This window comes from Mitsuaria sp. 7, from assembly GCF_001653795.1.
Taxonomy (GTDB): domain Bacteria; phylum Pseudomonadota; class Gammaproteobacteria; order Burkholderiales; family Burkholderiaceae_C; genus Roseateles.
Genome location: NZ_CP011515.1, coordinates 1 through 22,184, shown reverse-complemented (window position 1 = coordinate 22,184; position 22,184 = coordinate 1). Strand labels below are relative to the sequence as shown.

The window sequence follows — 22,184 nt, the reverse complement described above, 5'->3', positions numbered from 1 at the left end:
CAAGCTGTGCCAAGTGTCACGATATTTCGAGGTACGTCGCAGGAAACCCCGATGGCATCGGCACTTGCGGACGCCGTGCCCCGTACACCACCATCCATGGGGGATCCCCGCGACCCGGGGGTGTAAAGCCCGCCGACTCCGGGTTAGCCCGGGTCGTACGACCTCATGGGGTCAGGTGCGTCAGACAGCGCACTCGGCAGCGCACCCCGCAGCGCGCCCGGCGGCGCACCCAACAGCGCGTCAGCCAGCGGGCTGCGCGGCCGAGCGCCGCAGCGCCCCGGGCGGCTGGCCCACGATGCGCTTGAACGCGCGGCTGAACGAGGCCTCGGAGTCGTAGCCCAGCCGGTCCGCCGCGACGGCGACGCGCATGCCCTCGTGCGCGATCCAGCGGCGGGCCTGGAACATCTTGACCTTGGCGACGTATTTCGCCGGGCTCTCCCCGACCGTCCGGGTGAAGGCCTCGGCGAAGCGCGAGCGCGAGGCGCCCATCAGGCCGGCCAGCTCGGGCACGCTCCAGTCGCGTTCCGGCTCGTTGTGGATCGCGGCGATCACCTTGCCGATGCCGGGGCACTGCACGGCGGCGATCCAGCCGCTGGCGTCGTTGCAGGCGCATTCCACCCAGGCGCGGATGATGGTGGCGGCCAGCACGTCGGCCAGACGCGCCAGGATGCCGCAGGCGCCGATGCGGTCCAGCGCCACCTCCCGCTCCATCGCCTCCAGCAGCGTCGGCACGGTCGGGTCGCGGCGCGCCAGGTCGTTGGCGCGCATCGCGTCCGGCATCATCGCCAGCAGCGGATGCAGCGGGTCCAGGTTGAAGCGCATCGCGCCGCAGAACATGACGTCGGGCGGGTCCTCCGCGGACCCGGCCGCGACACCCGCTCCAGCAGCAGCAATATCAGCAGCAGTCGCTGTACCGGCGCCCGCGCCGGCCAGGGCCACGGCCTCGGCGCCGACGAGGTAGATGTCCTCCGCCACCGCGCGCCGCGCGATCGAGTCGATCTCCACCGCCGGCAGGTCCGGCGCGCTCGCCAGCACATGCGCACTGCCACGCGGCAACAGGACCGCGTCGCCGGCATTGAGCTGGACCCAGTCGCTGCCCGGCGTCTTCAACCACGCGGCGCCGCGCGCGACGAAGTGGAAACGCGCCTCCTTGCGCGCCGGGAAGGCCACCGCCCACGGCGCGCGCAGCAGGCAGCGGCCGTACTCGACGCCCTCCAGCCGCAGCCCCAGCAGGATCTGCGTCAGCAGGTCGGCGGGCTTCAACGGAGTCGGCGGCAGCGGCTCGACGGGAGCTCTGGAGGAATCGTCATGCATTTCGGCTCTTCCGGCATGGAAACGCCTGGATGCTACCCATAAGCTGATAGCCATACCCACTGTCTCCCTATCCCGCCGTGTCTTCCACCTGCACCGACTGCCTCGACGTCCCCCTCGCCCCGCCCGCCGCCGCGGAGGAACCCGCCCATTGGGCGGCGATCGCCTCGCTCACGGTGGGGGTCTTCGGTCTGGTGACGGCGGAGTTCCTGCCCGCGAGCCTGCTCACCGCGATGGCCGCCGACCTGAACATCAGCGCCGGGGCCGCCGGCCAGACCGTCACGGCGACCGCGCTGGTCGGCGCCGTCGCCGCGCCGTCCATCCCCTTGCTGACCAAGCGCTTCGACCGGCGCCTCGTGCTGATCGCGCTGACGCTCCTGCTGCTGCTGTCCAACGTCATGGCCGTCACCGCCTCCAGCCTGGGCGTGCTGCTCGCGGCGCGCGTGATCCTGGGCGTCGCGCTGGGCGGCTTCTGGTCGATGGCGGCGGCGCTGGCGATGCGGCTGGTGCCCATGCACCTGTTCGCGCGGGCCATGTCGGTCATCCTGGCTGGCGTCTCCGTCGCGACCGTCTGCGCGGCGCCGATCGGCGCCTGGATGGGCGACATGTGGGGCTGGCGCAGTGCCTTCGTCGCCGCGGGCGTGCTCAGCCTGATCACGCTGGCCTCGCAACTCCTGACCCTGCCCAAGCTGCCCCCGAAGGACAACCCCGACCTGCGCGTGCTGGGTGAGCTGCTCACCCGCCCCGGCGTGCGCGTCGCGCTGCTGGCGGTGCTGCTCGTCATCTCCGGTCACTTCGCCGGCTTCACCTACATCCGGCCGCTGATGGAGAACATCACCCACCTGCCGGTCTCGATGATCTCGGCGATCCTGCTGGGCTACGGCATCGGCGGCTTCTTCGGCAACCTGGTCGGCGGCTTCCTCGCCGAGCGCAGCGAGCGGCGCGCCATCGTCGCCGGCGGCTCGCTGATCGTGGTCCTCGCGGCGGCGCTGCTGATGGCGGGCAGCTCCACCTGGGTCACCGCGGTGGCGGTCGTGCTGTGGGGCTTCGCCTTCGGCGCCTTCCCGGTCGGCTTCCAGACCTGGATCGTGCGCGCGGCGCCGGACCAGGCCGAAGGCGCGGGCGGGCTGCTCGTCGCCGCCTTCCAGATCGCCATCGCCAGCGGCGCCATCGGCGGCGGGATGCTGGTGGACCACATCGGCGCGCTCGGCGGCCCGACCTTCGCGGCGGCGGCCATCACGCTGGGCACGCTGCTGACGCTGCGCCACGGACCGCGCGTCGCGAAGACCTGAGACGCCCCCAACCGGGAAGGATGCCCATGACCTCGCTCGTCAACCGTCGCATCGTGCTCGCCGCCCGGCCCACCGGGCGCCCGGTGCCGGAGGATTTCCGGCTGGAATCGGTGCCGGCCCCCTCGCCTGCCGAGGGTCAGGTGTTGCTCCGCACCGTCTACCTGTCGCTCGACCCGTACATGCGCAACCTGATGGAGGAAGTCGGCCCGGGCTATGCGCCGCCGATTCCGATCGGCGGCCTCATCGTCGGCGGCACGGTGAGCCGCGTGGTCGAGTCGCGCCACGCGGACTTCCGCGCCGGCGACCTCGTGCTGTCCAACGCGGGCTGGCAGGACTACGCGCTGAGCGACGGCAAGGACCTGGTCGCGTTGGGCGACATGACGCGACCCTCGCTGGCGCTGGGCGCGGCGGGCATGCCCGGGTTCACCGCGCATGTCGGTCTCGCCGAGATCGGCCGCCCGCGCCCGGGAGAGACGGTGGTGGTCGGCGCCGCGACCGGCGCGGTCGGTGCGATGGTGGGACAGCTTGCGAAGCGGGCCGGCGCACGCGTCGTCGGCATCGCGGGCGGCGCGGACAAGACCCGGCACCTGATGACCACCTTCGGCTTCGATGCGGCGGTCGACCGCCGCGATCCGCAGTTCGCCGAGAAGCTCCGCGCCGCGGCGCCGGACGGGATCGACGTGTATTTCGAGAGCGTCGGGGGTGAGGTGCTCGACGCCGTGCTGCCGCTGCTGAACATCGGCGCGCGCGTGCCGGTATGCGGCTTCATCGCGCACTACAACGAAGCGGGCGCATCACCGCGCGAAGAGGTTGGCGCTGGCGCTGAACCGGGGCGTCTGACGCGATTGCTGGCGACGGTGCTCCAGAAACGCGTCCGCATGGAGGGCTTCATCGTGCTGGATCACTACGGCGAGGACATGGCTCGTTTCAAGGCATTCCAACGCGAGATGAATGAGGCGATTGCCGCCGGCGAGATCAAGGCGCTGGAGCATGTCGTCGAGGGACTTGAGCTCGCGCCGCGGGGATTGATCGATCTGCTCGACGGTCGCCATGTCGGCAAGGCCGTGGTGGCGATCGCTGCGTCGTGACAGGTGTCAGGCCCGCACGCTGAGTTGTGGGTGGGGCCGGAATGGGGCTTGGGGTTCCCGGAGGGAGGCCCCATGCCCCGTGGAGAGCCCGCGCTTGGCCAAGCGTGGTCAGGCGGTCTCACCCCAACCTGAACTGCGCCACCGACGCCACCAGCGCCTGCGCCTGCTGGCGCAGGCTTTCCGCGGCTGCCGCGGATTCCTCCACCAGCGCGGCGTTCTGCTGCGTCACCTGGTCCATCTGGTTGACCGCCTCGCCGACCTGGTTCACGCCCTGCGACTGCTCGCGCGTCGCGCTGCTGATCTCGCCGACGACATCGGTCACGCGACCGATCGCTGCGACGATCTCCGCCATCGTCGCGCCCGCCTGCTCGACCAGTCCGGTGCCTTGCTCGACGCGCTCCACGCTGGCTGCGATCAGCGACTTGATCTCCTTGGCCGCCTCCGCGCTGCGTCCTGCCAGCGCGCGGACCTCGGACGCCACGACCGCGAACCCTTTGCCGTGCTCGCCCGCCCGCGCCGCTTCGACGGCGGCGTTCAGCGCCAGGATGTTGGTCTGGAACGCGATCCCGTCGATGGTGCCGATGATGTCGGCGATGCGACGGCTGCTCTCGTCGATGCCGCGCATCGTTTCCACGAACTGCGTCACCACCGCGCCGCCGCGATGCGCCACCTCGCTCGCCGAGCGCGCCAGCCGGTCCGCCTGCTGCGCGTTCTCGGAGGTCTGCAGCACCGTCTCGCCGAGTTCGGTCATCGTCGCCGCGGTCTCCTCCAGCGCGCTGGCCTGTTCCTCGGTGCGCTGGCTCAGGTCGTGGTTGCCCATCGCGATCTGGCCGCTGGCGCTGGCCACCGACTCGCTGCCCTCGCGCACGCCGCCGACCACCTGCCGCAGGCCCGTCTGCATCGCCTTGAGCGCCGCGATCAGGCTGCGGTCGTCGCCGGGCCGCACGCGGATCTCGCCGGTGAGATCGCCCGCCGCGACCTGCCGCACCAGCCGGGCCGCCTCCGCAGGATCACCGCCGAGCTGCCGCCGCACGTGCCCCAGCAGCAGCAAGGCCAGCCCGATGGCCACGGCCACCGACACCAGCGTCAGCGACAGGCTCCAGCCGTGTCCGGCCGCATAGCTCTGCGCCGCGTCCAGGCGCGACTGCTCGCTGCCGGCCGCGTTGTAGTCGGCGCTGCGCTCGATCGCCTTGACCCAGGTGTTGAAGCTGTTGCGCGAATCGGCGCGGAAGAAGGCCTTCGCCTCGGCGTCCATGTCGTCGTTGCGCGAGAGGTGCAGCAGCCGCTCCTGCGCCGCGAAGTAGGTGTCGCGCGCGGCGATGACCTCCGCGTAGAGCTTGCGTTCCTCGTCGTTGGTGATGAAGGGCTGGTAGGCCTTCTCCGCCGCGGCGAGTTCCTGCCGGGCGTGCGCGATGTTGCGCTCGATCTGCGCCATCTCCTGCCTGTCCTCGGACAGCAGGTGATCCGGCTCCATGCGCCGGATCTGGTTGGCCTTCACCCGGATCGCCGCCATGCTCTGGATGCTGGGCAGCCAGTCCTCGGCGATCTCGTTCGTGCTGTCATGCACGCGGTTCAGTTGCAGCAGTCCCATGCCGCCGACCAGCGCGCACAGCGCCACCAGCATCACGAAGGACACGGTCAACTGCGTGGATAGACGCCAGGTGCCGATGTTCATTTGAATCTCCCCTTTGCCAAAGGAGTCGCCATGATGAGGCTTGGCGGCGGCGCTTTCCAGCGGGGCATGCCCCTTCTTCCCGCTGACTGCCGAGGCCGCTGGCCCTCACCCCTGCCCTCTCCCGCAAGCGGGAGAGGGAGCAAGAAGGCTCAGGCGGCCACGGCCCATTCGGAGTGCACGTGCCCGGCGATCTGGATCTGGCCCTTGCCGGTGCGCTTGACCGCGTACATCGCCTCGTCGGCGGCGTGCAGCAGCTCGCGGCAGGCGTCGCCGCCGCCGCCGATCACCGCGCCGATGCTGGCGCCGACCGAGACCTTCTCCCCGCTGTCCAGCGTGATGCGGCGCTGGATGGAGAACAGGCAGCGCTGCAGCGTCTGCTCGACGTCTTCCGGGCGGGTGACGCCGGAGAGCAGGATCGCGAACTCGTCGCCGCCCAGGCGCGCGACGACATCGTTGCTGCGCACCAGCTCCTGCAGGCGCTGCGAGATCTCGCCCAGGACCTCGTCGCCGGCCTCGTGGCCGTGCTGGTCGTTGATGGCCTTGAAACCGTCCAGGTCCAGATAGCAGACCGAGAAGCCGCGTCCGGTGCGGCGCGCGGCGTTGATCGCGTCGCCGACCTTCTCCTCGAACAGCCGGCGGTTGGGCAGCCCGGTCAGCACGTCGCGCAGCGCCAGGTGCTGCGCCTGCTCCTCGCTGCGCTTGAGACCGTCGATGTCGACGAGCATCCACATCGATTCGGTCTCCGACAGCACCGTGCCGTGCAGGTCCACCCAGAACTCGGCGCCGTCCAGCCGGCGCATGCGCAGCTGCGTATGGAAACGGCCGCCCGGGCGCATCGTCGCCAGGCTGGCGTCGCGGATCCGGGCATGTTCGAGCGGGCTGAGGAAGAGCGTCTGCGCGGACTGCCCGACCATGCCCCCGGGCGGGTAGCCGAACATGCGCTCCATCGCCGGGTTGGTCCAGAGCGCGTGGCTGTCGCGGATGCGGACCATGCCGATCAGGTCGTTCTGCAGCATCGCGTCCTGCTCGCGCGCCAGCTGCTGCACGGCGTCCTTGGCGCGGCGTTCGCGGCGGTGGATCCGGTGGATCAGCGCCGAGGCGGCGGCCACCGCCAGCGCGACCAGCGCCGCCAGCAGCGACTGCTGCACGACCTGCCCCCGCCAGCCGGCCAGGAAGTAGCTGGTGCTCATGCCGGTGAACAGCGTCATCGGATACCCCGGCACCTTGCGGTAGGCGGTCACGCGCTCGACGCGGTCCAGCGCCGTGGGCGTGATGTAGACGCCGCGCTCGCGGTTCTGCGCCAGCGAACGCATCGCCTGCTCGGACAGCAGCTTCGCGCCGAAGCCCTTGGTCGACGCGGGCTCGCTGGCGGAGTAGCGCGCCACGAGGTTCAAGCCCTCCGAGCGCAGCGAGACCGCGCCCGAGGGGCCGAGCGCCACACCGCTGAAGCGGTCGACGAAATGCTGGGCCGTCACCACGGCGTACACGATGCCGTCGAAGTTGCCGTCGTGGTCGATCAGCCGGCGGGCCAGGATGACGCACCAGTGGTTCTGCGCGCGGCTGTTCAGCGGTTCCGACACGACCATCGTGTCGGTCAGCCGCGCCTGCGAGAAGTAGCTGCGGTCGCCGACGTTGAAGGGGCGCTCGCCGGGCATCAGGCCGGTGGTGACGGTGCCGTGGACGTCGGTCACGCGCAGCGCGGCGACCTGCGGCAGCAGGCCGCGCTGCTCGTGGAGCAGCCGCTCGACCATCGCCGCCTGGTCCGGGGACTGCCGCGTGCTGCGGTAGCGCAGCGCGATCGTGGCCAGCGCGTTGTCGGTGTTGCGCAGTTCGGCGCCGACCTCGACGGCGATGTTCTGCGCCAGGTTCTCCACCACGTCGCGGGCGCGATCGGTCTCGGTCTCGCGGTGCTTCCAGAGGCTGAGCGCGGTCATCGCGGCCAGCGCGACGATCATCAGCAGGTTGCCGACCAGCAGCCAGGAGGCCATGGGACCGCGCGACGCCCAGGACAGCGTCGGCAGCGGGAACGGCAGCCGGGGCAGTGTCATCGTGAGCTTCATGGCGGGGTCCTCCAGGTCGGTGGATGCGGTCGTTCCGGTCTGCGGGTGCCGGTTCGTGGATCGGGAACTCAGCCGTTGGCGACGGCACGGGGGCCGGCGCTCCACGGGACGTTGGCGGCTCCCCGCCTGCACAGGTCCTGCAGGTCGGCGAGCAGCTTCTCGAAATCGAAGGCCTTGTCGTAGAAGGCGTCGGCGCCGCTGCGGCGGCAGGGCGCGGCGTGGGTGCGGGCGTCCTCGGCGCTGAGCACGAAGACGCGGCCCGCGTAGTCGCGGTCGCGCAGGCGGGACAGCACGGACAGGCCGGTGCCCTGCGACAGGTTCAGGTCGAGCAGAACGACGTCGGGCGTGGTGGCCATGACGGCATCCACGGCCTCGTCCTCGCCGGACGCCTGCGCCACGACGGTGATGCCGCCGAGTTTCTGGGCGCGACGGACCAGGAGCTGGCGGACGGGAACGTTGTCTTCGATGACGGCGATGTTCATGGATGTCATCGTCGTCGCAGGGCGTCGCCGGCGCCATCCAGCGGCTGCCACTCGCGCTGAGCGCCGCCTGCCGCAGCTGCTGTAGGGACTTGACCTACAGCGGCGTCCGGGCGGCGGAACCCGACATCGCCGGCCCGGGCTGGCGTGACATCCTGCGCGCTCCCCGGCGCGATGTCCGCATCGTGCGGGGGCTCTCCATGATCCGGAATCGGACAGCGTCCGGACCGCGGCGGCGCCGGCGACGGCAAGCCGCATACCCATCGCCCTCCTGATTTCCCCCGTGCCGCGGACGGCGCGGCGCGGCATAGTCGCCCCCTCATGCCCCACAGAGTCGCTCAGCGACCACCCGACCCTCGGGACCTGGAGACAAGACATGACCCTGGCCTTCCCGACGCAGCGCGGCACCGTCCGCCCGTGGCGAGAACGCAGCCGAGCGCGCTGCCGTGAACTGATCGTGGCGCTGGCCGCCGGCACCGCGCTCGGCGCCTTCGCGCAGACCACGACGCTGGGCACGCGCGGCACGCTCGCGACGACCAACCCCGCTGTCGTCGCCAACGCGGGGGCCACCTGGCCGTCCGCGGGCTACACGCGGGGCCCCGACCATCCCCGCGCGGTCACGCTGCCGCTGCAGTTCATCCGGCTCTCGTCGGGCAAGCAGCTGGCGGTGCTGGTCTCGATGCCGGCGGACTTCCTCGGCTTTCCGAAGTCGGGGCGTTTTCCCGTCGTGCTGACGCAGACGGCCTACCGCATCGACGTGGGCCAGTTCCTCGGCGTGTTCACGCCGGCGGGCGGCAACACGCTGCTGATCGGCGGACTGGACCAGTACATGGTGCGGCGCGGCTACGTGACCGTCGCGATCGACGCCCATGGCACCGGCATGAGCGGCGGCGTCACGCAGCTGATCGGCCAGGACGAGCAGCAGGCCTACCGCGAGGCGGTCGAGTGGGTGACGCGGCAGTCCTTCTTCAACGGCAGCATCGGCGTGGCGGGCACCTCCTACCTCGGCATCAGCTCGCTGCTGACGGCGGGACAGCAGCATCCGGCGATCAAGGCCGCGTTCGCGACGGTGCCGATGGGCGACGCGTACCGCGGCGTGGCGGCGACGGGCGGGCTGTTCAACGCGCAGTTCCTCAGCACCTGGCTGCCGCTGACGCAGTCGCTGAGCGTGGCCAACGCGCCGGAGCTGCTGCTCAATCCCTGGTACGCGAGCCAGATCAACGCCGCGACCGGCGATCACGTCGCGGCGATCGACACCTGGTATGCGCCGACCTTCGACGGCTTCGTCGGCAACGCGAGCGGCATCGCGACCGACGACGGCACGTTCTGGGCGGGCCGCTCGCCGGTGGAGAGCGCCGGGCGGATCCGCGTGCCGACCTTCATCGTCGGCGCGTCGCTGGACATCTTCCAGCGCGACCAGCCGCTGCTGTACGAGCAGATCAAGCGCAACGCGACGGCCAAGCTGGCGATCCTGCCGGGATCGCATCTGCAGTCGGTGCAAGGCGGGATCACCGGCTTCGACGGCGCGCCGTCGTACGGACCGCCGAGCACGACCTCGCTGCTGCTGCAGTGGTTCGACCAGTACCTGAAGGGACGCCCGGCCGGGGCCGACGCCTTGCCGACGGTGACGCAGTTCGTCGACGGCTACGGCAGCGGCGGCACGCCGCGTTTCGCGACGGCGAGCGACTGGCCGCATCCGAAGATGGCGCCGCAGCGCTGGTACCTGCAGCCGGACGGCAGCCTGTCGTCGCGCATCCCGGCGGTCGCGGCCGGATGGACCGTCTCCGAGCCGCCGGCGCCGACGGCGTCGCGAGGCAACCTGCTGGGCACGATCTTCACCGCGAGCGTGCAGATCCGCGACCACAGCGACTGCTCGGCGAGCCAGGTGCAATGGACCTTGGGGCTGGCGGGGCTGCTGCCCAAGCCGTGCTACTCGGACAGCGCGCGCGTCGAGTCGCTGCAGGGCGCGGCCGTCTACGAGACCGCACCGCTGGCGCAGGACCTCTACCTCAACGGACCGATCCAGGCGGACCTGTGGATCTCGGCCTCGCGCCCGCAGGCGGCGCTGTCGGTGCGCGTCGACGACGTCGATCCGTCGACCGGCGCGGTCAAGCCGCTGACGCACGGATTGATGTCGGCGGCGCATCGCGCGGTGGACACGAGCCGCTCGCGTTTCGTCAACGGCACGATGATCCAGCCGTGGCATCCGTTCACGGCGGGTGCGGCGCTGCCGGTGGTGGCCAACGAGCCGATGCTGGTGCCGGTGGAGGTCTTCCCGGTCGCGGCGCTGGTCCGGGCGGGACACCGGCTGCGCATCGCGGTCAGCGCCAGCAACCAGGCGCAGGGCATCTGGCCGACGCCGCTGCAGCAGCAGGCCAACGGCAACGTGACGACGATCCACGCCGGCCCGCTGCGGCCGTCGAGCATCGTGCTGCCGGTGGTGCCGGCGGGGGAACTCAACTGAGCCCTGCGCTTGACGGGTTGTCGTGAGACAGGCGGGGCGGGCAAGGCCTGACCCCGCGAACCCCAATCCCAACAATCTGCATTCGTCGGGGGAATGACCTACTCAGAGGTGTATCCCCCATCGAAGCGCTCTTCCGAGGGAGTGATTTCATCGCGCCGCCTGCCGAAACTGCTGGTCATTGGCGATGACTTCGCAGATCGAAAGGATGAGCGAGATGAGTGCAGTGTTGAAGGAAGTGGAAACGTGGGGGGAGACGCCCGTCGAAGTGACGACGGCGTTGCAACCGGAGACGCCGGAGCCCACATGGACTGAAGGGGTGGATGCGCTGCTCCACCTGCTGCGGTACCCGGAGAAGACCAACCCCTATGTGGTTGGTCAGATCCCCGCCCCTGCCTCCCGGCACATCGACTGGGAAGAGGTCCGTGAGCTGCTCTGCCGGCTGTTTGAAGAGAACAGGGAGACGTGCGTCGATGCCTATCTGGATGTCAGGCTCGCCCTCGGCGTGCTGGCGAACAACTCGGTGCGCTTGTGCCGGGGGCCCGTGGACATCCACCATTGCCGAGCCGAAGACGGCTTCCACTTCTTGCGCGTGACGTTGAGTGTCGATACGGACGACGATCGCACCTACGAGCTCGCAGACGAACTCCGGATGACCTCTTTGCATTGCAACGGCCGCAGCGGTGGGTTCCTGGTGGGCTTCAGGTCGATCCATCCCTGTCAACCCAAGGACTGGAGCGTTTGTCCGCAACCGGATCTCGACGGGGACGATGACGATGGGCAAGAGGAGTGATTCACCATGAAGCCCATCTCTGCCAATGAACTTCTCAAGGATGCGGAGGCGCTTGCCAACGGATTCACATCGGAGGCTCGCCGCCGATCCGCTGTGTCCCGCGCGTACTACGCCGCCTATCACCGATGCCTGGCATGGATCAGTCTCCTTCCAAACTGTCCACAACCGCCGACATGTGGAAGCGTTCATGCGTGGCTGATCCATCACCTCAGGTATCCGGATCCCTTGTGGGATGAAGGGGTCGCGAAACGCTCTCGGGCGCTCGGCCAGTTGATGCTGGAGCAACGCGACCGGCGAGTTCACGCCGATTACGATTTGAAAGAGCCTGTCGATCAGAAAGTGATGAGCGAGCAGATTGCGGGCGTGCGCAGGACCTTCGCAGCCTGCGCACACCCCGACACCTGATCAAGTCCTCGCATCCCCTATGCTTGCGCCGTCCGGCCGCTGTTCCGCGGCCGGACTGACCAGCCCATGGACGGTTTTATGCGCCACAGTTCTTCCCTCTCTTCCCGCTTCTCCCTCGTTGCCACCGCCGCCGCGATCGCCGCGCTGATGGGCTTCGCTGCGCTGCCGGCGCAGGCCGAGAGCATCGCCACCTCGGCCTCGAGCGCCGGCTCGGTGTCCTCGCGCCAGCTGTCCGACTCGATCGGCCAGTCCAGCGACAGCTCCAGCAAGGACCGCAAGGTCGCCGAGGGCGAGTACAAGGTCCTCGCCGTCGAGGACGCCGCCGGTCGCGCCGACACGCAGCGCCTGCGCCTGCAGCCGGTCCGCGCCGAAGGCGGCACCGAGTTCTTCCTCTACGTGCCCAAGCAGGCCGTCGCCGGCCAGCCGCTGCGCGTCGGCGACCACGTGCTGGCGCAGAAGCGCGACTACGGCTATGAGTTCGCCCGCGCGGAGAACAAGCAGGCCTTCCTGCTCGCGCTGCACGACGACTGGCACCGCGAACTGGAATCGCATCCGGTGACGCTGTGATTCCCGCCGGGCCCCGCACGCGGGCCCGAGCGGCAAGTCGTCGCACGTTGAGCAGCACCGGTACAGGCAGCGGCATCGTCCCGGCGCTTCGCGGCCTCGCGCCAGCGGTCGTCGCGATGGCGGTGCTCGCCGCCGCATCGGCTGCCCACGCCGCCACCTTCTGCGATCGCGGCAATGAAGTCAGCGCCACCGAGCAGGACCGCCAGCTCCAGGTCGTCGCGATCGCGCGGCGGGCGCTGGAAGCGAGCGGCGCCTCCGCTGCGCTGGTTTCGCGCTCCGGCACCGACCTGAGCCGATTCGGGCTGCGCTACTCCCACAGCGGCATCGCGCTGAAGGACAGCCGCAACAGCCCGTGGTCGGTGCGGCAGCTCTACTACGCCTGCGACGAATCGCAGGCCAAGCTCTACGACCAGGGCCTGGCCGGTTTCCTGCTGAGCGCCGGACGCACCGAGCCGATCCGGCTCTCCATCGTGACGCTGCCCGAGCGGGAAGGCGCCCGGCTGGCCGCCAGCGCGCTCGACAACCGGCGCTCGCTCGCACTGCTGTCGCCGCGCTACAGCGCCAGCGCCTACGCCTTCAGCACGCGTTATCAGAACTGCAACCAGTGGGTGGCGGAGCTGATGGGCTTCGCGTGGGCCCCGCTCGACGTCGATGCCAAGGGAAGCGCCGACGCCCCGACCCGCGCGCTGGCACAGCAGTGGCTGAAGACCCTGGGCTACGACCCCGCGCCGGTCGTCGTGCCGTCGCACGCGGTCATGTTCGCGGCCCAGTTCGTGCCGCTGATCCACAGCGACGACCACCCGATCGACGACCTCTACGCGATGCGGCTGAAGGTCTCCACACCGACGTCGCTCGAAGCCTTCACGCACCGGCTCGTGCCTGACGCCCAGCGCGTCGAGTTCTGCGCCACCGGATCGAAGATCGTTGTCCGCCGAGGTTGGGAACCGCTCTCCGCTGACTGCCACGCCGCCGACGGCGACGAGGTACTGCCGCTGGCCGGCGCGATGTAAGACCTGTTTCAGGGGACCTGCCCCCGACAGGGTCATCATCAAAACTTCATCCACCGGGCCCTACCCTTCGGGCGCCATCTGGCCTCACGTTTTCACCACGCGATCGTCACCGCGCATGAACACGCGGCGTGACGATGCGCCGAACGTCGATTCCATCCGAAGGAGACCTCCGATGAAGCTGCTACGCACTGCTGTCCTCGCCACCGTCACCGCCACCTCGCTGGTGACCGCCGCCTGCGCCCATGGCGGCCAACAGCCGCCGCGCGCCAAGGAGCCGCTGCTGATCGCGCACCGCGGCGCCAGCGGCTACGTGCCCGAGCACACGCTGGCCGCCTACTGGCTGGCGATCGAGCAGGGCGCCGACTACGTCGAGCCCGACCTCGTGCTGACCAAGGACGGCGTGCTGGTCGCGCGCCACGAGAACGCCATCGCGATCCTGAACCCCGACGGCTCGGTGCGCGAAGCGACGACCGACGTCGCCGACCGGCCCGAGTTCGCGTCCCGCAAGGCGACGAAGTCCATCGACGGCGTGGCCATCACCGGCTGGTTCACCGAGGACTTCACGCTGGCGGAGCTCAAGACGCTGCGCGCCCGCGAGCGCATCCCGCAGATCCGCCCGGGCAACACGCGCTTCAACGACATGTTCGAGGTGCCGACCTTCGAGGAGGTGCTGCAGCTGGTCGCTCAGGCCAACGAGCGCCGCAAGGAAGAGGCCGAGAAGGCAGGGAAGGACGGCAAGGACGGCAAGGACGGTCGCGGCCACGGTCATCACGGCGCCAAAATCAAACCCATCGGCGTGTACCCGGAGACCAAGCACCCGACCTACTTCGCCGGCATCGGCAAGCCGCTGGAGGAGCCGCTGGTGCGCACGCTCAACAAGTACGGCTACCGCAGCCCGGACTCGGCGGTCTTCATCCAGTCCTTCGAGGTCGGCAACCTGCGCAAGCTGAACCGCATGACGCGCGTGCCGCTGGTGCAGCTGATCAACGGCTCCGGCCAGCCCTACGACTTCACGGCGAGCGGCGACACGCGCACCTACGCGGACCTCGTCAAGCCGGCCGGACTGGCCGAGATCTCCAGCTACGCGCAAGGCATAGGCGCGAACACCAGCCTGATGATCCCGCTGGTCGCCGGCCGACTGGGCACGCCGACCACGCTGGTGAAGGACGCGCACGCGGCCGGCCTCATCGTGCACGGCTGGACCTTCCGCGCGGAGAACGTCTTCCTGCCCGACGACTTCGACAGCAGCGCCGATCCCACGGCGATCGGCAACCTCGCCGGACAGATCGAGGCCTTCCTCAAGCTCGGCATGGACGGCCTGTTCAGCGACCAGTCCTTCCTGGCGCGCAAGGCGATCGACGCCTACGTGAAGAAGTGAGGCACTGAGGCACAGCGAGGGACTCGAGGGGCGGGAGGGGCGCCGTCGGAAGGAGGTCATGCCACTTCGCTAGACTCCCCCTATCCGACTGGAGTCCCTCCCCATGCCTGCCCCCGCGCCCCTGCTGCTGCCCCCGCCCGAGTTGAAAGGCGTCGACCAGGTCGTCGCCGATCCCTTGCGCTTCAAGGCCAAGCTCGCCATCGGCGAGGCGGCCTACGCGTCGCTGCGCATGATCAGCCGCGGCCGCGAAGTGTGGGACGTGCTCGGCGCCGCGGGCGCGGGCGCGGCGGTCGCGAAGACCGGCATGGTCGCGTCGCTGCTCGGCGCCTCGGCCACGCCGGTCGGCTGGGTCGCCTTCGCCGCGCTCGCTTCGGGCGGCGCCTGCTACGGCATGTACCGGCTGCTCAGCTCGACCAAGGGCGAGCGCGTCATCGAGATCCCCAAATACCTCAACACGCCGCTGGACACGCTGGGCCTGGCGCTGTTCGACCTGATCGCGCCGCTGTCGCTGCGACTGGCCGCCGTCGACGGCGCCATCGAGCCGGCCGAGCGCCAGTACCTCATCGATCACCTGATCGCCGACTGGGGCTTGAACCGCGCCTTCGTCGAGCAGTCCGTCGCCGCCGTCGAAGCGCGGCTGGGCGGCAGCGAGCTGGAAGCGATGGCCGTCGAAGGCGCGGGCTTCCTCCACCTCAACCCCGACTGCAACCACGCCGCGATCGCCAAGGACCTCGGCGTCTTCATGCGCGGCATGCTCGAGGCCGGCGGCCCGCTGACGCCCGAGGAGACCGCCTCGCTGGCCACCGTCGTGCGCCTGCTCGCGACCGCGCCGCCGGGCGAGATCGCCAAGCGCTGGACCCAGACCGTGACGCTCGCCGGCGCCGCGGCCGGACAGGTGCGCACGGTGCTGGTCGATACCGCCGACTGGACGCAGCAACGGCTGCCCAGCGCCGACCAGGTCCGCGTCACCACGGCCACGGCCGCCACGCAGGCCTGGGACGCCGCGCGCAAGACGGCGGACTGGACGCAGCAGCAGCTGCCCTCCGCCGAGCGGGTCCGCAACACCACGGCGGATGCGGCCAATCACGCGGTGGACGCCGCGAAGAAGGGTCTCAACTGGGCCAAGGACCTGACCATCCGCGTGGTCGACACGACCGGCGTCGACAAGCTGCTGAAGCGGGAAGAACCGCCGACCAAGCACTGAGACGTCGCGCTCACGGCATCGCGTAATCCCGCTGCGTGACCCGGTCGATCCCGCAGCTGATCGTCCCCACCCAATCGATGAACTGGCGCACCGCGTCGCCGACCAGCGGCGCGCCGTGCTGCGGCACGATCATGCGGATCGGCAGCGGCCGGACCATCTCCGCCCACAGCTTCAGCACCTTGCCGCTCACCATGTAGCGCCGGTGGAAGGCGTCCATCGAAGCGATATGCGGCCCGAGTTCCGCGATCGGCTGCGTGGGATCGACGCCGATCGACACGCCCAGGTCGCCCGAGAACAGGATCCCGCTCGTCGCGTCCCAGAACTGGAAGTTGCCCTCCGAGTGCATGAAATGCGCGGGCAGCGCGACCAGCTCGCTCGCGCCCACGGCGATGCGCGTGCCGCGGTCCGGGATGCCGATCACGCGGCCCGCCGTCTTGCCCGGCTTGCAGAAGTGCGGGACGAAGCGTTCCCAGATCGTCGAGATGTAGACCGGCGCCGAGGTGGCCGTCATCCACCGGTCCAGCGACGCGATGATGTCCGGGTCCGCGTGCGAGGCCAGGATCGCCGACAGCCGGTGCGGCGGGAAGCAGCCCGTCATGCCGAGGTACAGGTCGTTGTAGGCCAGGTTGCCGCCGGGATCGATCACCGCGCCGGTGCTGCCGTCGACGATCAGGAACTGGTTGGCCTGCACGCCGTCCCCGTGCCCGAAGTCGCTGAACATCAGGCAGCGATGCCCGCCGCCGTTGAAGAGTTCCATCGGCATGACCGCCTCCCTGATCACTGTGGATCGTTGTGAAAGGCGGCGACGATAGGGGGCGCGTCCGACGCCGCGCGCGCTGCGTGCACAAACGCGGCGATCGGATTGACCGATCGCAAGAATGCGTCTTCGGGCTTCAGCACTGCCACGGCCGCTGGCCCTCACCCCCACCCTCTCCCGCAAGCGGGAGAGGGAGCAAGAGACTTCAGTCCAGGTCGGACAACTTCCGATGCTGGATCAGCGTGAGCCCGATCAACCGCGACACGACCGCCGCGAGGTACATCACCCCGACGAACATCTCGATCGTCGTGACGGCCCGCGCCAGCGGCTTCACCGGGATCACATCCCCGATGCCGGTGCTCGACAGCAGCGCGAAGCTGAGGAACATCAGCTCCGTCCACGTCCGCGGCGACTGCGGATCCACCGCCGCCGAGAAGCTCCCCGGATGCAGTGCCTGCACGACCACGAACACATGCGCGAAGCCCCACGCCAGCAGCGTGAAGGTCGCGCCCGCGGCGTAGAGCTCGTCGGTCGTCGCGTGCCAGTCGCTCATCATGTAGGAGATCAGGCTCCCGGCGGCGTAGAAGTAGAACAGCGCCTCCAGCGCCGAGGACCACGGCAGCAGCCCCTCCATGTGCCAGAACGCCTGCAGCAGCAGGAGCGCGATCGCGGGCAGCGCGATCGTCACGCTCAGCCAGGTGAGCCCCGGCGTGCTGCGCACCATGCGCGTGGTGAAGATCAGCACCACGATGCCGAAGGCGCCCAGCGCCAGCGGCGCCGATCGGCTGCCCTCCAGCAGCGGATACAGGACCAGCCCAAGCAGTTGCACGATCAGCAGGATCGCGGAGGGATGACGCCGCGTGACGGCGAGGACTCGAAGGACGCGCATCGACGCATTCTCACCGCGCAGCCGTCCCCGACGGCGACGCCCGCTGCCACGACGCCGCCCGACGTGCGAACGCGGTGCCGTCCTACGTACGCCAGAGCGCGCCGACGCTCCAATGGGACACCCCGGCACCGTGCGACATGCGAGGCGCCAGCCGGGCGCTCTCATCCCCACATCACATCGCAAATACTGGAGGACGTCATGGGTGGAATTCGTCTTGTCGCCGTGATCCTGATCGCCGCGGGCGTGCTCGGCCTGGTCTACGGAGGTTTCTCGTACACGAAGGAGAACACCGCCGCCAAGGTCGGCCCGATCGAGCTGAAGGTCGAGGAGACCAAGCGCGTCAACGTGCCGCTGTGGGCGGGCATTGCCGCCATCGCCGTGGGCGGCGTCGTCCTGGTGGGTGCGGGCCGGAAGTAAGCCTCGGCACCGGCCGAGGTGCTTCAGCGGCGGCCGAGGTTCATCAACGCCGTGCCCGCGATGGCCATGGTGCCGCCGACGAGCAGCGACGCGTCGATGACCTCGCCCAGCCCCAGCGCCGCGAACACGACGCCGAACACCGGCACCAGCGTGATGTAGCCGGCCGCCGCGCCGGCGCCCAGGGCCTTCACGCCGTCGAAGTACCACGCATAGGCCAGCGCCGTCGATCCGACGACGATCCCGGCCATGCACAGCCACGCGTGGCGCGGCGCGGCCATCACGCCGGCCACGCCAGCGGTACCGTCGACGACCAGCGTCAGCACCAGCAGCATCAACGCGCCGATCGCCGCCGTGACGGCGGTGGTCGTCAGCGCATCGACGCCGGCCATCACCTTGCGCCCGATCAGCGTGTAGGCGACCCAGCACCCCACGCAGCCCAGCAGCAGCACCTCGCCGATGCCGACCCGGCCGTCGAGCACGTGCCAGGGCTCGCCCTTCGTGATCACGATCGCGGCCCCGACGGCGGCCATCGCCATGCCCAGGCCGATCCGCTTGTTCAGGCGCTCGTGGAAGATCCATGCGGCCAGCAGCAAGGTGATGACCGGATTCAGCGTGATCACCAGCGCGCCCTTGCCGGCCGGCACATGCTGCAGCCCGCTCATGAAGAAGGTCGCGTAGCCGAAGACGCCGAAGCTCGCGGCCAGCACCATGCCCGCCCAGCGCTTCGCGCCCCAGTCGCGCAAGGCGGCCAGCCGGCCCGTCTTCGCGAGCCACAGCATCAGGATCGCGCCTGCGAAGAGGAAGCGGCACGCCGCCGCGGCCAGCGGCGGCATGGTCTGCGCGAGCACCCGCCCCATGGGCCAGGAGGCGCCCCAGAGGACGGCCATGCCGACGAGGCGCAGATGGACGGACAACAACGAGGGGGAGACGGCGGCGGCGGTGGTCATCAGTGCGGGGAACTCAGGGCAGGTACTTCGGTGCGCGAGCATCGCCGCTTTTACGGCGGTGCGGGGCGATCAGTGCGCGGAGATCAGTGCGGGTAGGCCAGCCGTTTTTCCATCCATTTCTGCACCTGCTCGAAAGCGAAGCTCAGCATCCAGTAGATCAGCGCCGCCGCCATGTAGAGCGGGAACGGCTGGAAGGTCGTGGAGATGACCTCCTTGGTGGCCAGCATCAGCTCGGTCACCGCGATCACCGACACCAGCGAGGTGTCCTTGATCAACGAGATCAGGCTGTTGGACAGGCTGGGCACGGCGGCGCGCAGCGCCTGCGGGCCGACCACGAAACGCAGCGTCTGGGGACGGCTCAGGCCCAGCGAGGTGCCCGCCAGCCACTGGCCCTGCGCCACCGCGGCGATCGAGCCGCGCAGGGTCTCGCTCATGTAGGCCGCGACGTTGAGCGTCAAGGTCAGCACGCCCGCCACCAGCGGCGAGAACTCGATGCCGATGCTCGGCAGCCCGTAGTAGACGATGAACACCTGCACCAGCAGCGGCGTGCCGCGCATCGCGCTCACATACACCGCCATCACGCGGTCCAGCACCGGCAGCTTGAGCACCCGCACCAGCGTGATCACGGCCGCCAAAGGCAGGCCGAAAATCATCGCCATCACCGCGAACAGCAGCGTGTAGCCGGTGCCCTTCAGCAGCACCGGCCAGGCTAGCTCGGCCAGGGAGAGCAGGGAGTGGAAGTCCATGGAGTTCTTGGAAGGGCTCGCTTCTCAGCGGAAGGCGGCATGTTGCCATCTCCTGGACTTCCGTCGTCGAGCGCGGGCTCTCGGGCTCCACTGCGATCGCCAAGCGCGGGCTCTCCGCGACCCATGGGGCATCGCGTCCGCGAACCCCAAGGATCACTCCGGCCCCAGTGAGAGCCAGGCGTTCGCTCAATACGCGAGCGCGCGCACCTTCCCCCGGAACACGCGATACGAGAACAGCGAGTACGCCAGGATCACCGGCATCGTCAGCGCCGCGCCAACGAGCAGGAAGCGCAGCGACTCGTCTGCGGCTGCGGCGTCCCAGATCGTGATCCGGTCAATGACGACGAACGGATAGAGGCTGTAGGAGAGGCCGAAGAAACTCAGCGTCAGCACGACCACCATCAGCGCGAACGGCGCCCAGCTGAGCTTGCCCAGCACACGGTGCGAGTTCAGGAGCCCGCGCAGCGCCGCGAGTGCGAGCAGCGCGATCAGCGGCAGCGGCGCCAGCGCGATGAGCCCCGGCATGTCGAACCAGCGCGTCCGCACGGTGGCGCTCAGCCACGGCGATGCGATGGAGACGATCAGCAATCCCGCCACGACGGCCGGCCATGCGCGCCTGGCCCAGCCGACCGCGCGGCGCTGCAAGTCGCCCTCCGTTTTGATCAGCAGCCATCCGGCGCCCAGCAGCAGGTAGCAAGCCGTGAGCGCGACCGCGATGCCTGCGGCGAAGACCTGCGCCGCGGCACCGTCCTCGAAGCCGGTCACGTAACAACCGAGCATCCACCCCTGCGCCAGCGACGCGAGCGCGGAGCCGCCCGCAAATGCCGCATCCCACCACCGCTTGTGGGCCGGGTCGCCCTTGGCGCGGAAGTCGAAGGCCGCGCCGCGCAGGATGAGCCCGAGCAGCATCAGCACGACCGGCACGTAGAGCGCCGTGAGCACCACGCCCTGCGCTTTCGGGAAGGCGATCAGCAGCAGGCCGACGGCGAGCACCAGCCAGGTCTCGTTGGCATCCCAGAACGGCCCGATCGACGCGACCATGCGGTCGCGATCGGCCTCCTTCGCCGTCGCGGACAGCATCCCGACGCCGAGGTCGTAGCCGTCCAGCACGACGTAGATCAGCAGCGAGAGACCCATCAAGGCCATGAAGATCACCGGCAGCGCGCTCATGTGAAGCTCCTGGAGATCACCGGCGCGGCGAGTGGGCGCGTCGCGGTGGGCGCGGCGGGCGCGCCCTTCTCGGCCATCCGCTTGATCGCAGCGATGTAGGCGATGAGCAGCGCGAGGTAGACCGTCGCATAACCGGCCAGCGAAGCCGCGACCATCGTCCCCGGGTTGTTCGCCGCGACCTCGCTGGTGCGCAGCACGCCGTAGACGATGAAGGGTTGCCGGCCGATCTCGGTGACGTACCAGCCGGCCACCGTCGCGACCCAGCCGGAGAAGCTCATGAACGAGAGCCCCCACAGCCACGCGCGCGGCAGCCGCTGCCAGCCGGAGCGCCGGAACAGCCACCATCCGCCCCACGCGAAGACGAGCATCAGCATCCCCACGCCCACCATCACGCGGAAGCCGAAGAACAGCGGCTTGACCGGCGGATGCGCGCCTTCGAATGCATCGAGTCCGCGGATCTCGCCGTCGGCGTCGTGGGTGAGGATCAGGCTCGCGAGCCGCGGCACCCCGATGGCGAAGCGGTTCTCCTTCGCGTGCTCGTCGGGCAGCGCGAACAGCAGCAGCGGCGCGCCGCGCTCGGTGGTCCACACGCCTTCCATCGCGGCGATCTTGGCCGGCTGATGCTTCAGCGTGTTGAGGCCGTGCATGTCGCCCGCGATGATCTGCAGCGGGATCAGCACCGCGCCCAAGGTGAGGCCGAGCCGGAGCACGCGGCGCGTCTCCGCCTTCTCGCTGCCCTTGAGCATCTGCCATGCGCTGACACCGGCCAGCAGGAAGGCCGCCGTGAGTCCCGACGCGAGCAGCTTGTGGGTGAGCCGGTAAGGGAACGAGGGGTTGAAGACGATCGCCCACCAGTCGACGGCATGCATGACGCCGTCGCGGATGTCGTAGCCCGTGGGCGTCTGCATCCACGAGTTGAGGCTGAGGATCCAGAACGCGCTGAGCGTCGTGCCGAAGGCCACCGTGGCCGTCGCGATGACGTGGACGCGCGGGCTGACGCGCTCCCGCCCGAACAGCATGATCCCGAGGAAGCCGGCCTCCAGGAAGAAGGCCGTGAGCACCTCGTAGCCGAGCAGCGGTCCGGCGATGTTGCCGGCGCGTTCCATGAAGCCCGGCCAGTTGGTGCCGAACTGGAAGCTCATCGTCACGCCGCTGACGACGCCCAGCGCGAAGCTGAGCGCGAAGACCTTGGTCCAGAACTGGTAGGCCGCGAGCCACGGGGACTCGCCGGTGCGCCGCCAGCGCCAGAGCATGAAGAGCACGACCCAGCCCAGCGCGATCGTGATCGTCGGGAAGAGGATGTGGAAGGTGATGTTGAGCGCGAACTGCAGGCGCGCGAGGATCAGGGTGTCCATGGCCGCGAAGTGTTCCGGAGCCGGACAGTTCGCGGAAGGGACAGATCGTCCTAGGACAAGCTGCCCTAGGACAAATTGCCCTGGGCCCGATCACGAAGCCATCTGCACTTCCACCGCCGCTGGCCCTCACCCCTGCCCTCTCCCGCAAGCGGGAGAGGGGGTAAGAAGTGAGCCGGTCGG

General features: G+C 69.7%; 20 protein-coding genes. 10 read left to right on the top strand and 10 right to left on the bottom strand.

The genetic code is table 11. The features are described from left to right. Positions 1 to 240: 240 nt before the first annotated feature. On the bottom strand, positions 241 to 1,314 hold the full coding sequence (locus ABE85_RS25655; protein WP_067283600.1) for an AraC family transcriptional regulator: 1,074 nt from the start codon (positions 1,312 to 1,314) through the stop codon (positions 241 to 243). Between the two features lie 77 nt (positions 1,315 to 1,391). Here ABE85_RS25655 and ABE85_RS25650 point away from each other — a divergent pair, with 77 nt between their 5' ends. Both ABE85_RS25650 and ABE85_RS25645 read left to right on the top strand, forming a co-directional pair. Continuing rightward, a complete protein-coding gene (locus ABE85_RS25650) occupies positions 1,392 to 2,603 on the top strand; it encodes an MFS transporter (protein WP_067283597.1) in 1,212 nt (403 codons plus the stop codon). Positions 2,604 to 2,623: 20 nt separating this feature from the next. Beyond that, complete coding sequence (locus ABE85_RS25645; protein WP_067283595.1) at positions 2,624 to 3,691, top strand: NADP-dependent oxidoreductase; 1,068 nt, start codon at positions 2,624 to 2,626, stop codon at positions 3,689 to 3,691. Between the two features lie 118 nt (positions 3,692 to 3,809). Here the strand turns inward: ABE85_RS25645 and ABE85_RS25640 are convergent, their stop codons facing one another. The 3 genes from ABE85_RS25640 to ABE85_RS28170 all read right to left on the bottom strand — a co-directional run bounded on the left by ABE85_RS25640 (position 3,810) and on the right by ABE85_RS28170 (position 7,908). Then, complete coding sequence (locus tag ABE85_RS25640; protein ID WP_067283592.1) at positions 3,810 to 5,366, bottom strand: methyl-accepting chemotaxis protein; 1,557 nt, start codon at positions 5,364 to 5,366, stop codon at positions 3,810 to 3,812. Between the two features lie 149 nt (positions 5,367 to 5,515). Next, complete coding sequence (locus ABE85_RS25635) at positions 5,516 to 7,426, bottom strand: diguanylate cyclase domain-containing protein (RefSeq protein WP_082939105.1); 1,911 nt, start codon at positions 7,424 to 7,426, stop codon at positions 5,516 to 5,518. 68 nt (positions 7,427 to 7,494) lie between these two features. Continuing rightward, positions 7,495 to 7,908, bottom strand: a complete 414-nt coding sequence (locus ABE85_RS28170) for a response regulator transcription factor (protein WP_067283590.1) — start codon at positions 7,906 to 7,908, stop codon at positions 7,495 to 7,497. 373 nt (positions 7,909 to 8,281) lie between these two features. On the opposite strand from ABE85_RS28170, the gene ABE85_RS25625 reads away from it, so the two are divergent. From ABE85_RS25625 to ABE85_RS25600, 7 genes are all read left to right on the top strand, one after another. Continuing rightward, the gene (locus ABE85_RS25625; protein ID WP_082939103.1) at positions 8,282 to 10,369 is read left to right on the top strand and encodes a CocE/NonD family hydrolase; all 2,088 of its coding nucleotides are present in this window, start codon (positions 8,282 to 8,284) and stop codon (positions 10,367 to 10,369) included. 184 nt (positions 10,370 to 10,553) lie between these two features. Next, on the top strand, positions 10,554 to 11,159 hold the full coding sequence (locus ABE85_RS25620) for a hypothetical protein (protein ID WP_067283588.1): 606 nt from the start codon (positions 10,554 to 10,556) through the stop codon (positions 11,157 to 11,159). Positions 11,160 to 11,165: 6 nt separating this feature from the next. Further along, positions 11,166 to 11,564, top strand: coding sequence for a hypothetical protein (locus ABE85_RS27805; RefSeq protein ID WP_157523183.1), 399 nt, complete (start codon positions 11,166 to 11,168; stop codon positions 11,562 to 11,564). A 78-nt stretch (positions 11,565 to 11,642) separates the two neighbouring features. Further along, positions 11,643 to 12,131 carry a hypothetical protein gene (locus tag ABE85_RS25615; protein ID WP_231993378.1) on the top strand — a complete coding sequence of 163 codons (489 nt, stop codon included), beginning with the start codon at positions 11,643 to 11,645 and terminating at the stop codon, positions 12,129 to 12,131. 47 nt (positions 12,132 to 12,178) lie between these two features. Continuing rightward, positions 12,179 to 13,141 (top strand): DUF2145 domain-containing protein, encoded by a 963-nt coding sequence (locus tag ABE85_RS25610; protein ID WP_231993377.1) that lies wholly within the window; start codon positions 12,179 to 12,181, stop codon positions 13,139 to 13,141. Positions 13,142 to 13,313: 172 nt separating this feature from the next. Next, positions 13,314 to 14,519, top strand: a complete 1,206-nt coding sequence (locus ABE85_RS25605) for a glycerophosphodiester phosphodiesterase (protein ID WP_082939102.1) — start codon at positions 13,314 to 13,316, stop codon at positions 14,517 to 14,519. A gap of 103 nt (positions 14,520 to 14,622) precedes the next feature. Next, positions 14,623 to 15,723: a hypothetical protein gene (locus ABE85_RS25600; protein WP_067283586.1), complete on the top strand. Its 1,101-nt coding sequence runs from the start codon at positions 14,623 to 14,625 to the stop codon at positions 15,721 to 15,723. A gap of 10 nt (positions 15,724 to 15,733) precedes the next feature. Here ABE85_RS25600 and ABE85_RS25595 read toward each other — a convergent pair whose 3' ends face one another. Together ABE85_RS25595 and ABE85_RS25590 are read right to left on the bottom strand one after the other, a co-directional pair. Continuing rightward, on the bottom strand, positions 15,734 to 16,486 hold the full coding sequence (locus ABE85_RS25595) for an MBL fold metallo-hydrolase (protein WP_067283583.1): 753 nt from the start codon (positions 16,484 to 16,486) through the stop codon (positions 15,734 to 15,736). Between the two features lie 199 nt (positions 16,487 to 16,685). Beyond that, a complete protein-coding gene (locus tag ABE85_RS25590) occupies positions 16,686 to 17,369 on the bottom strand; it encodes an ion channel (protein ID WP_067283581.1) in 684 nt (227 codons plus the stop codon). A gap of 198 nt (positions 17,370 to 17,567) precedes the next feature. Here ABE85_RS25590 and ABE85_RS25585 point away from each other — a divergent pair, with 198 nt between their 5' ends. Further along, positions 17,568 to 17,786, top strand: coding sequence for a hypothetical protein (locus ABE85_RS25585; RefSeq protein ID WP_067283579.1), 219 nt, complete (start codon positions 17,568 to 17,570; stop codon positions 17,784 to 17,786). A 23-nt stretch (positions 17,787 to 17,809) separates the two neighbouring features. Here ABE85_RS25585 and ABE85_RS25580 read toward each other — a convergent pair whose 3' ends face one another. The 4 genes from ABE85_RS25580 to ABE85_RS25565 all read right to left on the bottom strand — a co-directional run bounded on the left by ABE85_RS25580 (position 17,810) and on the right by ABE85_RS25565 (position 22,004). Further along, complete coding sequence (locus ABE85_RS25580) at positions 17,810 to 18,733, bottom strand: DMT family transporter (protein ID WP_067283575.1); 924 nt, start codon at positions 18,731 to 18,733, stop codon at positions 17,810 to 17,812. Between the two features lie 83 nt (positions 18,734 to 18,816). Continuing rightward, on the bottom strand, positions 18,817 to 19,479 hold the full coding sequence (locus tag ABE85_RS25575) for an amino acid ABC transporter permease (protein WP_067283570.1): 663 nt from the start codon (positions 19,477 to 19,479) through the stop codon (positions 18,817 to 18,819). A 186-nt stretch (positions 19,480 to 19,665) separates the two neighbouring features. Next, positions 19,666 to 20,649 (bottom strand): cytochrome d ubiquinol oxidase subunit II, encoded by a 984-nt coding sequence (locus tag ABE85_RS25570; protein ID WP_067283568.1) that lies wholly within the window; start codon positions 20,647 to 20,649, stop codon positions 19,666 to 19,668. Next, on the bottom strand, positions 20,646 to 22,004 hold the full coding sequence (locus ABE85_RS25565; RefSeq protein ID WP_067283566.1) for a cytochrome ubiquinol oxidase subunit I: 1,359 nt from the start codon (positions 22,002 to 22,004) through the stop codon (positions 20,646 to 20,648). Before ABE85_RS25565 ends, ABE85_RS25570 begins: the two co-directional genes overlap by 4 nt. Positions 22,005 to 22,184 lie beyond the last annotated feature (180 nt).